This is a genomic window from Streptomyces sp. NPDC055966 (assembly GCF_042269865.1).
GTDB lineage: Bacteria > Actinomycetota > Actinomycetes > Streptomycetales > Streptomycetaceae > Streptomyces.
Map to the genome: position 1 here is coordinate 184,295 of NZ_JBHJYK010000020.1, position 12,622 is coordinate 196,916.

At 73.0% G+C, this 12,622-nt stretch carries 9 protein-coding genes and 1 pseudogene; 5 read left to right on the plus strand and 5 right to left on the minus strand.

Annotated features, from left to right (window positions below; translation table 11 throughout):
* Positions 1-28: 28 nt before the first annotated feature.
* From ACFC8N_RS35710 to ACFC8N_RS35720, 3 genes are all read right to left on the minus strand, one after another.
* Positions 29-1,273, minus strand: coding sequence for a hypothetical protein (locus ACFC8N_RS35710; RefSeq protein ID WP_376293025.1), 1,245 nt, complete (start codon positions 1,271-1,273; stop codon positions 29-31).
* A 223-nt stretch (positions 1,274-1,496) separates the two neighbouring features.
* Positions 1,497-2,198 (minus strand): DUF4232 domain-containing protein, encoded by a 702-nt coding sequence (locus ACFC8N_RS35715; RefSeq protein ID WP_376293027.1) that lies wholly within the window; start codon positions 2,196-2,198, stop codon positions 1,497-1,499.
* Positions 2,199-2,350: 152 nt separating this feature from the next.
* Complete coding sequence (locus ACFC8N_RS35720; RefSeq protein WP_356029474.1) at positions 2,351-3,748, minus strand: serine/threonine-protein kinase; 1,398 nt, start codon at positions 3,746-3,748, stop codon at positions 2,351-2,353.
* A gap of 47 nt (positions 3,749-3,795) precedes the next feature.
* On the opposite strand from ACFC8N_RS35720, the gene ACFC8N_RS35725 reads away from it, so the two are divergent.
* Positions 3,796-4,344 (plus strand): RNA polymerase sigma factor, encoded by a 549-nt coding sequence (locus ACFC8N_RS35725; protein WP_356029477.1) that lies wholly within the window; start codon positions 3,796-3,798, stop codon positions 4,342-4,344.
* A gap of 15 nt (positions 4,345-4,359) precedes the next feature.
* Here ACFC8N_RS35725 and ACFC8N_RS35730 read toward each other — a convergent pair whose 3' ends face one another.
* Positions 4,360-6,738 (minus strand): SpoIIE family protein phosphatase, encoded by a 2,379-nt coding sequence (locus ACFC8N_RS35730; RefSeq protein ID WP_376293030.1) that lies wholly within the window; start codon positions 6,736-6,738, stop codon positions 4,360-4,362.
* Positions 6,739-7,015: 277 nt separating this feature from the next.
* Between ACFC8N_RS35730 and ACFC8N_RS35735 the strand changes: the two genes are divergently transcribed.
* On the plus strand, positions 7,016-10,123 hold the full coding sequence (locus ACFC8N_RS35735) for a glycoside hydrolase family 2 TIM barrel-domain containing protein (RefSeq protein WP_376293032.1): 3,108 nt from the start codon (positions 7,016-7,018) through the stop codon (positions 10,121-10,123).
* On the opposite strand, the gene ACFC8N_RS35740 is transcribed toward ACFC8N_RS35735, so the two are convergent.
* Positions 10,104-10,652 carry a methylated-DNA--[protein]-cysteine S-methyltransferase gene (locus tag ACFC8N_RS35740; protein ID WP_376293034.1) on the minus strand — a complete coding sequence of 183 codons (549 nt, stop codon included), beginning with the start codon at positions 10,650-10,652 and terminating at the stop codon, positions 10,104-10,106. The two genes, ACFC8N_RS35735 and ACFC8N_RS35740, sit on opposite strands and share 20 nt — an antisense overlap.
* Positions 10,653-10,830: 178 nt before the next feature.
* Between ACFC8N_RS35740 and ACFC8N_RS35745 the strand changes: the two genes are divergently transcribed.
* The 3 genes and pseudogenes from ACFC8N_RS35745 to ACFC8N_RS35755 form a co-directional block, all read left to right on the plus strand.
* Positions 10,831-11,070 carry a hypothetical protein gene (locus ACFC8N_RS35745; protein ID WP_356029487.1) on the plus strand — a complete coding sequence of 80 codons (240 nt, stop codon included), beginning with the start codon at positions 10,831-10,833 and terminating at the stop codon, positions 11,068-11,070.
* Between the two features lie 3 nt (positions 11,071-11,073).
* Positions 11,074-11,451 (plus strand): toxin Doc, encoded by a 378-nt coding sequence (locus ACFC8N_RS35750; protein ID WP_071381958.1) that lies wholly within the window; start codon positions 11,074-11,076, stop codon positions 11,449-11,451.
* Positions 11,452-11,738: 287 nt separating this feature from the next.
* Positions 11,739-12,622 (plus strand): annotated as a pseudogene (locus ACFC8N_RS35755) (hydrolase); the annotation flags it as partial.

Consider the following 12,622-nt stretch of genomic DNA (forward strand, 5'->3'; position numbering starts at 1 on the left):
CCCATGAAGACCTGTCGTCCTGAACGGCTCAGGAGGACCGGCTGCCCGCCGCGCCCAGGAACTCCGCCCAGCCGCCCACCGGGGACTGCCCGGGCACCAGGGTGCGCAGCTTGCGCAGCACCGCCTGGTCCTGCGCCTCCAGCCAGTGCACGAGCTGCTTGAACGACACGAACCGCACGTCGTCGCCGTACGCGGCCATCTTGCCGATCGCCTCCTCGACGGCGTCCATGTAGATGCCGCCGTTCCAGCGTTCGAAGTGGTTGCCGATGAAGAGGGGAGCGCGGTTGGTCGTGTACGCGCGGTCGAAGCCGGCGACATACGCGTCGCGGGCCTGGGTGCGCCAGGCGTCGTACTGGGCGCGGTCGCCGTTCGGGTTGCCGGCGGACTGGTTGAACATCATGTTGTAGTCCATCGACAGCACCTGGAAGGAGTGTCCCGGGAACGGGATCGACTGGAGCGGGAAGTCCCAGATCTTCCCGCCCTGCACCTTGCCCGGCCAGATCTGCAGGCCGCCGGGGGAGCTGGCGTCGTACTTCCAGCCGAGCGCGGCGGCGGTGGGCAGCAGGTTGGACTGGCCCTCCAGGCACGGAGTACGGCCGCCCATCAGCTCCTTGTGGTAGTCGAAGGGGAGCGGGTCGAGGTCCGTGAAGCCGGTGTTGGTCTTCCACTGCGTCACGAAGGCCATCGCCTGGTCGATCTCGCTGCGCCACTCGGCCGAGGACCAGTTGCGCACCCCGGTCGCCCCGCAGAAGTGGCCGTTGAAGTGGGTGCCTATCTCGTGGCCCTCCAGCCAGGCCGCCCGGACCTGCTGGAGCGTGTTGTGGATGTGCCGGTCGGCGAGGTAGCCGATGTCGGAGGCGCCGACCGCGTGCTGCGGCGGGCGGTACAGCGTCTTCTTGGACTCGGGCAGGGCGTAGATGCCGCTGAGGAAGAACGTCATCCCGGCACCGTGGTCGGCGGCCACCTTGCGGAACCGGGAGAACAGCTTGTTGCTCAGCTCGCCCGCGCCGTCCCAGGAGAACACCACGAACTGCGGCGGCTTCTGGCCCGGCTTCAGCCGGTCGGGCGTCGGCTGGTGCGGCTGGGGGCCGGTGTCGGCGGTGGAGCCGTCGCCTATCAGCTTGGCCGGCCGCGCCTGGGCGGTGGCCTTGTCGCCCGAGGAGTCCGGGCCGCCGACCGAGAGGCCGGTGCCGGAGGAGCACGCGGCCAGCGTGCCCAGGGCGCCGGCCGCCGCGCCCGCCGTCAGCACCCGCCTGCGTGAGATCCCGCTCATCTTGTCCCCGAATTCCTTCTCCAAGGCCCTCTGCGGGGCCTGTTCACCGTGCGGTCGTCGGGTTCGATCGCGGAAGCGGCGAGAAAGATCGGGGCGGACGGCGGCTGTTGCCGTCCTGTGACAGTTGTGGCGCGCTCATGACGAACCCCGCCGGCCCGGCAGGGGCGGCGGGGTTCGTCGCGGGAGTCGTTTCAGCAGGTCAGCAGGTCAGTCGGCCGGTAGGTCAGGGAGCCGTGCCGGGGGCGAGGACCGAGAGGAAGACGGACGAGGAGTTTCCGCCCACGGGCACCGCCCCGCCCGTCCAGGTGACCTTCAGGGAGTCACGCTCGTCCGGCGGGGTGACCAGCAGAGCGGCCGGGGTGGCCGTCCTGGCGCCGCTGATACCGGGGTTGGAGAAGGACAGCCCCGCCCAGGCGCTCTGCCCCGGCCTGAGCGTGACCGTCACCGGGGAGCCCGACTCGCGCCTCGGGTCCGGGCCGAGCCGGCCGCCGGAGGCGCTCACGAAGGCCGCGCCCGGGAAGCCGTGCAGGGTGCAGGTGCGGCCGGAGGTGTTCGTGAGCACGACCGGGAAGTTCTCCTGGCCGGCGCCCGGGTCGTTGCCGCCCACGGAGGCGCGCAGCTGCGAAGTGTGGCAGCGGTCGGCGGAAGCCCCGGAGGGGGCCGTACCGCCGCCCTTGGTGGTCGTCGCCTGCGGGGCGGACGACGCGGCGGCGCCGGGGCCGGTGGTGGCGGAGCCCGGGGCGGACGCGGCCGACCCCGGGCTCTGGGTGTCGCCCGTCGCGGGCGCGGCCGTGCCGGGCGCGGTCAGGGGCGGGTTGCTGTGGACGTCGTGGCTGTTGCTGCCGCAGGCGGTCAGGAGGCCCAGCACGGCGAACGTACCGACGAGCAGGGCCCCGTGCCGCGTGGACCGGGGTGCGTACACCATGTCGCTCAACACTCCTGTGGGGGTCAGGGCACACGAGGGAACGGGTGCCCGAGGCGCCGAGTGCGCCGTCATGGGGATCCGATGCGCACAGTGCCCGAAAAGTTCGGCACACGCAGGGTTTCTTCCCCGCCGGGACCACCGGCAGGCGTCCCTCAGCCGACCCGCAGCGAACGGAGTATCCCGTCCGTGGCGTCACCGGTTCCCTGCTCGCGCACCTGTACGTACACCTGTGGTTGACCGGAGCCGTTCGCCGGGGTCAGCGCGGACTCCGTGATCGAGCCGCCGTCGGGGCAGCCGCTCCAGGTCCGCACCAGTCCGTGGAAGCCGGTGCCGGCGAAGGTGCGGCTGCCGGAGTAGCGGCAGCCGGAGTGGGTGAGGGCCTCGACCTTCCCGGCCAGGTCGCCGTGCTCGCTGACCCCGACGAACACGCCGTTCACCGGCTTGGCCAGGTCGGACCACCGGGTCAGGTCGTCGGCGACCACCAGCCCCGGCTCGTGTCCCCTGGCCAGCCCCAGTGCCCCCGGGTCCCAGCCGGAGTCCCGCAGTTCGTGGCCCCAGCCCGCGGGCACCTGGACGACGACCCGCCCGGTCGAGTCCGTCACGCGCGTCCCGTCCGAGGAGGCGGCGCGGTGGTGCAGGACGACGGTCACCGTGACCGCGGCCGCCGCGGCGGCGAGCACCGCGGCCAGCGACATCGTCACGACGTTCAGCCGCCCGCGCACGCCGTCCAGCCGCCGGGCGTCGCCCGGCGCCACGGCCGGGGCCGCCGCCAGCCGGTCCAGCTCCCGCGCGAACGCCTGCGCGCCGGGCCAGCGCCGCGACCGGTCCGGCTCCAGGGCCCGCAGCACCGCCCGCTCCACGTCCTCGCCGAGGTCCGGCCGCAGCCGCCGGGGCGGTACGACCCGGCCCGGGGGGCCCGGCACGGTGGCGGTGAGCAGCTCGTAGCCGACCGCGCCCAGGCTGTAGACGTCGGCCCGCTCGTCGATGCCCTCGCCCGGTTCGGCCTGCTCCGGCGGCTGATAGCCCGCCGAGCCCGCGGCCAGGGTCAGCACCGAGGCCTGCGCGAGGCTCTTGGCGAGGCCCAGGTCGGCCAGCAGCAGCCGCCGGGTGCCGTCCGGGGCGGTGTGCAGCAGCACGTTGGTCGGTTTGATGTCCCGGTGCACGATGCCCGCCTCGTGCAGCGCGGCGGCGCTGCGCGCGGCCTCCGCGGTCAGCGCGAGCGCGTCCCGCACCGGCAGCGGGCCGCCGGCCAGCAGATCGGCGAGGGTGCCGCCGTCGGCGTACTCCATCACGAAGTACGGCCTGCCGTCGGGGAGTTGACCGATGTCGTAGACCTGCACGATCCGGCTGGAGCCGGCCCGGCGCAGCAGCCGGGCCTCGGACAGGAAGCGTTCGCGGATGTCGAGCCGGTGCGTCCAGTTCTCGGCGAGGACCTTCACCGCGACCGGCGCCTGGAGCTCTTCGTCGAGGGCGAGCCACACCGTGGCGAAGGCGCCGCTGCCCAGCGGCCGTTCGAGTCGGTAGCGGCCGATCCGCTCCAGGGGGTGCATACGACTATCATGCCTGGCCTGAGATCGACTCGAAGAGGGGCTTGTCCGTGCAGGACCAGACGCCGCTGGAAGACCTCGCCCGGTGGGCCGCCGCCGGCGACCACGTCGCCCTGGAGCGGCTGCTGGCGGAGATCCGCCCGGAGGTGGTGCGGCGCTGCGCGCGCTTCCTGCCCTGCCGCGAGGACGCCGAGGAGGCCGCGCAGGACGTGCTGCTCCAGGTCGCCCGGCACATCACCGCGTTCGAGGGCCGCAGCCGCTTCGGCACCTGGCTGTACACCGTGGTCGCCAACTGCTGCCGGCAGAAGTACCGGGAGCTGAAGCGGCGCGCCGCCGAGCAGCCCGCCACGATCGAGCCGGCGTACGCCGTCGACCCGCGCACCACCAGCGTCATCGCCGGCTCCCGGGTCGACCTGCTGGAGGCCCTGGACCGGCTGGAGCGCACCCACCCCCACCTGGTCGCACCGCTGGTCTACCGGGACATCTGCCAGCTGGACTACGCCGAGGTCGCCGAGCGCGTCGGCATCCCCCTCGGCACCCTCAAGTCCCGCCTGCACGAGGCCCGCAAGCAGGTACGGCCCTGGCTGGCCGGGTCGTAGCACCCCCGTCCCGGACTACCGGTCCTCCTCGTACAGCGGCAGTTCCGCCCAGATCGTCTTGCCGTCGGGGGTATGCCGGCTGCCCCAGCGCTGGGTGAGCTGGGCGACCAGCAGCAGACCCCGGCCGCCCTCGTCGAAGATCTTGGCGCGGCGCAGGTGCGGGGCGGTGTGGCTGGTGTCGGAGACCTCGCAGATCAGCGTGGCCGCGTCGTGGATCAGCCGCAGCCGCACGGGGTGGGCGCCGTACCGGAGGGCGTTGGTGACCAGCTCGCTGACCACCAGCTCCGCCGTGAACGACGCCTCGCTCAGCCTCCAGGCGTCCAGCTGCTCCACGACCTGCTTGCGGATCGGCGCGACCAGCGCCAGGTCGGCCGGGACGTGCCAGGTCGCCACCTGCGCGGCGGGCAGGCCCCGGGTGCGGGCGAGCAGGAGCGCCACGTCGTCGGCGCAGCCGCCCGGCGGCAGCAGGCGGTGCAGGACGCGGTCGCAGGTCTCGTCCAGGGAGCCCGCGTACGCCCCGAGCGCCTCGAACAGCGTGTCCCGGCTCGTCTCCGGGTCCTGCTCCCGCGCCGACACGAGCCCGTCCGTGTACAGCGCGAGGACGGTGCCCTCGGGCAGCTCCACCTCGGTGGACTCGAAGGGCAGCCCGCCCAGGCCCAGCGCGGGACCGGCGGGCAGCTCCAGCGCCTGAGGTGTGCCGCCGGGCCGGATCACCACCGGCGGCGGATGCCCGGCGCGGGCCGCGGTGCAGCGCCGTGACACCGGGTCGTAGACGGCGTACAGGCAGGTCGCGCCGAGTTCGCCGGGGCTGCCTTCGCCGCCGGACTCCTGCGACAGCCGGACCACCAGGTCGTCCAGATGGGTGAGCAGCTCGTCCGGGGCCAGGTCGATGTCGGCGAGGGTGCGCACGGCGGTGCGCAGCCGGCCCATGGTGGCCGAGGCTTCTACGCCGTGTCCGACGACGTCCCCGACGACCATGGCGACCCGCATCCCGGACAGCGGGATCACGTCGAACCAGTCGCCGCCCACCCCGGCCCGCGCGGCCGGCAGATAGCGCGAGGACGCGTCCAGCGCGGCCGTGCGCGGCAGGGTGCGGGGCAGCAGGCTGCGCTGGAGCGCGAGGGCGGTCTCCCGCTCACGGGAGTAGCGGCGGGCGTTGTCGACGCAGACGGCGGCGCGGGCGGTGATCTCCTCGGCCAGCAGCACGTCGTCCGCGGTGAACCGGTCCGGGTGCCGGTACCGGGTGAGGACCGCGACCCCGAGGGTCAGCCCGCGCGCCTGGATCGGCACCGACATCGAGGAGTGCATGCCGAACTCCCGCACCCGCCGGGCGCGCGCGGTGTGCCAGGTCAGCCACTCGTCGATGTCGCCCTCGGCCACGGAGGCGACGATCGTGTGGCCCGCGGTCAGCGAGTCGGCCTGCGGGGAGCCGGCCGGGTACTCCTCGGTCTGCCCGGGGCTGATCACGGCCTCCGGCACGTGCGGGTGCACCGACCGGTGGGCGATCCGGCGCAGGGTCACCGGCGCCGTGACGCGGGCCGGGGGCTCGCCGCCCTGTTCCTGCGGGTCCAGCAGGTCGATGGTGACGAAGTCGGCGAGGGCGGGCACGCACACGTCGGCCAGCTCCTCGGCCGTCCGGCTCACGTCGAGGGTGCTGCCGATGCGCACGCTCGCCTCGTTGACCAGCTGGAGCCGTTGCCGGGCCCGGTAGTTGTCGGTGATGTCGTGCGCGGCCAGGCACACCCCGCGCACCCGGCCGTCGCCGTCCCGGACCGGGGCCAGCCGGGCGAGCCAGGCGTGGGAGCGGTCCTCGCCGCCGGTGCGGGTGACGGTCTGCACGTCCTGCGCGCGGCCGTCGACCAGGACCTGGAGCAGGGCCTGCTCCAGTTCCTCGCTCTGCGCCCTGCCGCCGATCTCGGCGAGCCGCAGTCCGCGCACCCGGTCCTCCGGCAGGCCGACGACTTCGGCCATGGCGTCGTTCATGCGGCGCAGCCGGAGCGTGTCGTCGTACACGGCGAGGGCGCACGGCGACTGGACCAGGACCGCCTCGGCGAGCGGGTCGTCCGCGGCGGGCGGCTCGCCGCCGGTCAGCGGGGTGACCACGAGCCAGCCGCCGGCGTGCGCGCCGCGCGGCGGTCTGCGGTGGGCGAGCAGCCAGACGGGGAGCGTACGGCCGTCCCGGTGACGCAATCCGAGCGTTCCCTCCCAGCGGCGGCCCGTGGGGACGGCCGGGGGCTCGTCGGCCAGCAGCAGGGCGGCGGGTCGGCCCACCACGGCCTGCGCGGGGTGGCCGAGCAGGCGACGTGCACCCTCGTTCCACTCCACCACTGTTCCGGCGTCGTCGATGACAGCCCGGGCCGTCGCCGCGTCGTCGAACGGATAGACCCGGCTCATCGTCGCCGCTCCCAAGCGCACACTCACAGTGAACAGGTGGCACCGCTTCCGTTCCAGGGTAGTGCTTCCGGCGCGCCCGTGAACCGCCGCCCCGGGCGCCGCTCCGGGCCGGTCGGCCGGTGGGTCGAACCGGGTCAAGGGGGAAATCCGGCCGATGCGTGGCCAGGGGCGGAAGCAAGGTGCCGGACCCTTGACGATCGTGTGTGGCAGACCGTCAGAATCTGTTTGTTCACGATCAGTTGTGAGTATTTCTGGGCCCTGATGAGGGAGAGCCGCCATGACGGTCACGCGCCGATCGGTACTGCTCGCAGCCACGGCAACGCCCGCGGCCGGCGCGCTGCTGAGCACCGCGGCGGCTCCGGCCGCCCTCGCCGCCGACGCGTTCGCGGGCGCCGGCGGCCGCCACACCGTGCCGCTGCGGGACGGCTGGCGTTTCACGCTGGTCGACCCGGACGGCAGCACCGACCCGACCGGTGCCCACGACCGGGCCGCCGACGCCGGCTACGACGACACGGACTGGCGCGAGGTCGCCGTCCCGCACGACTGGAGCATCGAGCAGACCCCGACGACCGGCCACGGCACCACCAGCGGCACCGGCTTCCTGCCGGGCGGGCTCGCCTGGTACCGGCTCTCCTTCACCCTCCCGCCCGCCTGCGCGGGGCGGCGGATCTCGGTGGAGTTCGACGGGGTCTACATGGACGCGTACGTCTCCTGCAACGGCACCGAGACAGGCCGCCACCCCTACGGCTACACCGGGTTCGCCCTCGACCTCACCGGCCTCGTGCACACCGACGGCAGTACGCCGAACGTCCTCGCCGTCAAGGTGCGCAACCGGCTGCCGAGCAGCCGCTGGTACTCCGGCAGCGGCATCTACCGCGAGGCCCGCCTCGTGATCACCGACCCGGTGCACGTGGCCCGCTGGGGGACGTACGTCACCACGGACGAGATCGCGGCGGACCGGGCCCAGGTCCGCGTGGCGACGACCGTCGTGAACGAGTCCGGCACGGGCACGGACGTCCAGGTGCTCTCCCGGATCGTCGGGCCCGACGGCCGTACGGTCGCCCGCGCGGCCACCACCGTCGCCGTCTCCGAACAGGCCACCGAGACGCACGAACTGACCGTCCCCGAGCCGCAGTTGTGGGACTTCGGCACCCCCGGTCACCGCTACACCCTGCACACCGAGCTGCGTGCCGGCGGCCGCACCACCGACAGCTACCGCACCCCGTTCGGCATACGCAGCTACCGCTTCGACCCCGACGAGGGCTTCTCCCTCAACGGCACCGCCACCAAGATCAAGGGTGTCGACCTCCACCACGACCAGGGCGCGCTCGGCGCGGCGATCAGCCTCGACGCGGTCCGCAGACAGATGCGCATCATGAAGTCGATGGGCGTCAACGCCTTCCGTACCTCGCACAACCCGCCCTCGCCGCAGATGATCCAGGCCTGCGAGGAACTGGGCATCGTGATGATGGTCGAGGCCTTCGACTGCTGGCGCACCGGCAAGACGGCATACGACTACGGCCGGTTCTTCGACGAGTGGTGCGAGAGGGACGCCACCGAGATGGTGCTGGCCGCCCGCAACTCGCCCGCCGTCGTCCTGTGGTCCATAGGCAACGAGATCCCCGACTCCACCACCACGGCCGGGCTCGCCATGGCCGACCGGATCATCGGCGCGATCAGGGCCGCCGACGACACCCGCCCGGTGGTCATCGGCTCCAACAAGTACCACGGCGTGCCCGCCACCGGCTCGCCCGCCGACCTGATGCTCGCCAAGCTCGACGGCCTCGGCCTCAACTACAACACCGCGAAGTCGGTCGACGCCCTGCACGCGAAGTACCCGCACCTGTTCCTCTTCGAGTCCGAGTCCTCCTCGGAGACCTCGACCCGGGGCGCCTACCAGGAGCCGGAGCACCTCAACACCGGCGAGAACCACACCCCCGGCCGACGGGAGACCTCCTCCTACGACAACAACCTCGCCTCCTGGACGATGAGCGGCGAGTACGGCCACAAGAAGGACCGGGACCGCAAGTGGTTCGCGGGGCAGTTCCTGTGGTCCGGCATCGACTACATCGGCGAGCCGACGCCGTACGACGTCTTCCCGGTCAAGGCGTCCTTCTTCGGCGCCGTCGACACGGCCGGATTCCCGAAGGACATGTACCACCTCTTCAGGAGCCAGTGGACGACCGAGCCGATGGTCCATCTGCTGCCGATGACGTGGAACCACGAGAACCTCGGCGAGGGTGACACGGTGGAGGTCTGGGCGTACGCCAACGTGCCGTCCGTCGAGCTGTTCCTCAACGGAAAGTCCCTGGGAACAAGGGAGTTCGACGTCAAGAGGACCACGGACGGTCGCGCGTACCTGGAGACCACCGAGGCCACCGGCGACGACAAGACCTTCACGGACGGCCCCTACCCGGGCAGCTACACCAGCCCCAACGGCAGCGCGGGCAAACTGCACTTGATGTGGAAAGTTCCGTACCGGCCGGGCGAGTTGAAGGCCGTGGCCCGGCGGGACGGCAGGGTCGTCGCCACCGACGTGCTGCGCACCGCCGGCGCCCCGCACGCCGTGCGCCTCACGGCCGACCGCGACTCCGTCGCCGCGGACGGCCGTTCCCTGGTCTTCGTCACCGCCGACATCGTCGACGCACAGGGGGTGGTGGTGCCCGACGCCGAGCACCTGATCACCTTCGCCGTGACCGGCGGCTCACTGGCCGGGGTCGACAACGGCCGTGAGGAGAGCGCCGAGCGCTACCAGGCGAGCACCCGCACCGCGTTCCACGGCAAGGCCCTCGCCATCGTGCGGTCCGGCACGGGACCGGGGGAGCTGACGGTCACCGCGCGCGTGGCCGGTCTGCGCACGGGGCGGGTGAGCGTGCGGGCCACCGCGGCCCGCGAGGCGTCCCGCACCCCGCCGTCCCAGTTCCGGCCGGACCACCCGGCGCCCGTCAACTACCCCTACGCGGACGCCAGTTACTCCGGCCGCGAGGACACCCCGCCCGCCGCGATGCTGGACGGCGATCCGGCCACCGGCTGGTCCAACGCCTTCGTGAAGCAGGCCACCGGGCTGCTGCCCGCCTTCAGCGGGGCCCGGGCGACGGACTGGGTCTGCGTCGACGCCGGGCGGACCCGCGCCTTCGACCGGGTGGAGGTCTCCTTCACCGTGGACGCCGGGCACACGCTGCCCGCGCGGGCCGAGGTGGCGGTGTGGGACGGGCGGGCGTACGTGCCGGTGACGGGCGCGAGGACGCAGTGGGCCACGGCCTCGGACACGCCGACGGTGATCACCTTCGACGCGGTGCGCGGCTCCCGGCTGCGGCTGACGCTCACCAGCGCCGACCCCGGCACGGCGCAGGGCGCCGTGCGCATCAGCCGGCTGGACGTGTAGCGAGATCGTCCACCCAGGACAAGGTGGGCTGCAGCGCACCCTCGTGCGTCAGCAGCCACACCTTGTTCTCGACGCCGCCCGCGTACCCGCGCATCGAGCCGTCCGCACCGATCACCCGGTGGCAGGGGCGCAGCAGGAGCAGCGGGTTGGCACCGAGGGCCCGGCCCACCGCGCGCAGCTCGGCGCGGGGCACGCCCAGCCGGGCGGACAGTTCGCCGTACGTCGTCGTGGTGCCGTGGGCGATGCCGTCCAGGGCCTGCCACACCGCCCGCTGGAACGGGGTGCCGGCGGGCGCGAACGGCAGGTCGAAGCGGATCGGGCGGCCCGTGAAGTAGCCGTCGAGCTGCCGGTGCGCCGCGGCGAACGGCGCGTCGTCGCGGTCCTCGGCACGCACGGCGGGCGCGCCGCGCTGCCCGGGCAGGGTGAGCGAGGTGAGCGCGCAGCCGGCCGCCGAGACGGTGCCGGTCAGCAGCAGATCGCCCAGCGGGCTCGGGTGGACGGTGTGCACGGTGCGGGTTCGGGTGTTCATGGCGGTTCCTTCCGTCTCCCGGTGTCTCTTCCTGTCCTCCGCTGCCGAGTCTGGTGCGTCGCGCGCCCCGGGACCGGCGGGAATCGGACATGGCTGTCGGGCGCTGCAGGTACCGTGCCGGGGAGCGTCTGACCTGCTGGTATTTACGGGTAAGTACCCGCGCGGTACCGTGAGGGACATGCCAGCTCTCAACGTGGAGTTCAGCGACCGGGAACTTGAGGACCTGCGGCAGATCGCCAAGGAGCGCGGTACGTCGATGAAGGCCCTCGTGCGTGAGGCCGCCGCCGCCGACATCGCCCGGCACCGGGCGCTCCAGGAGGGCGCCGAGGCCTTCCGGAAGTTCTTCGCCGCGCACGCCGAGGAGTTCGCGGCGGCCTTCCCGGACGACGAACCCACCACCAAGGACGAGGCCGCCTGATCGATGCCCTCCGTCATCCATATCGACGTGCCCTGGCTGCTTCAGCGCCACGAGGAGGTCCTGCCCGACCAGCCCGCGGTCGACGACTTCTCCGCGCTGGTCGCCGCCGTCGCCCGGCACCGGGTGGACCCGCCCCGGCTCGGCGTGGACTCCGACCCCGCCTGGCGGGCCGCCGCCCTGCTGCACACCCTCGCCCTGCTCAAACCGCTGCCCGCGGCCAACGCCCGCTTCGCCTGCGCGACCGCCGTGGCCTACATGTTCGTCAGCGGCGTCGGCATCGACCCGCCCTACGGCGCCCTCGTCGACCTCGCCCGCGACCTGATCTCCGGCAAGGCGGACGTGTACGGCGCGGCCGACCGGCTGCGTTCCTGGCAGATCTGAACGGTGCCTGGCGGATCCGAGTGCGACCGGGGTGCTCGAAATGCCGAATGCGGTCACCCGTGAACAGCCGTGAGCGTTTGATTTCTGACTTTCTTTCAAAACTGTCGATGTTGTGCGGGCGCCTTGTTGCTCGTGTGGAAGTTGTGCGAGGGTTGACACGCCCGTGCGGGGGGTAAAGTCCGGAGTTCTTCCGGCAGTTGCGGATCCTTCACCGGCCGAGCGCCGATGAATTCGCCTCCCCGTGCGCGCCGCAGAGGTACGCATCACGCATCAAAGGAATCCGCTCAGTGCCCACCCCCCACCCTCCTCGCCCCCCCTATCCGCCGCCCGGCGGAGATCCCGGGGAACCGGACGAGTCCCTCGCCGGCCCGCTGCGGGCCGGTTCCGATGCGGAAGGCTCGCGGTCCGCCGCCCTGCTCATGGCCCGGCACTGGCAGCCGGCCCAGGACTACGCGGTCATCTGCCTCGCCCTGTCCGGGCCGCTCGCCCACATGGTCACCGCCACCGCCTTCCACCAGGTCCTCGGGCGCCTCGCACTCGGCGAACCGGCCGAGGCACTGCGTCCCCGGCTGCTCGTGGCAGTCCGGGACACCGTCGTCAACTGGTCCGCCACGGACCGGATCACCGCCGTACTGCCCGGTCTCGGAAAGCCCGCCGGGGGCCGCGGTATGCGCGCGGCCAAGACGCTGATACCGGAAAACCGCGCCCTGTCCGACCGCTCTTTCCACGCCCTTCCCCGGCCGGACCAGACGCTGCTCTGGCACACCGAGGTCGAGGCCGAGCCGATAGCCGTCCCCGCCGCACTGCTCGGTATCGACACCGACAGCGCGACGGCCGCGCTGGCGCAGGCGCGGGAGAAATTCCGCGAGGGCCTGGTGCGCGCCCACCGGGAACTCGCCCCGGGAAAGGACTGCCGCTACTACAACCGCCTGCTCGACGTCCCGATCCGCCGCGGCGGTGCCCTGCTGCCCGACGTCCAGGAGCACCTGTCCGCCTGCCCCTACTGCCGGCACGCCGCCGAGCAACTCGGCCACGCCGACGCCGCGCCCGGCGTGCTGCTCGCCGAGGCCGTGCTGGGCTGGGGCGCCCGCCGCTACCTCGACTCCCGCCCCGGCCGCCGCGGTGGCCCCGCCCGCGGCGGCTCCCGGCGCACGGGCGGACGCCGCCGCGG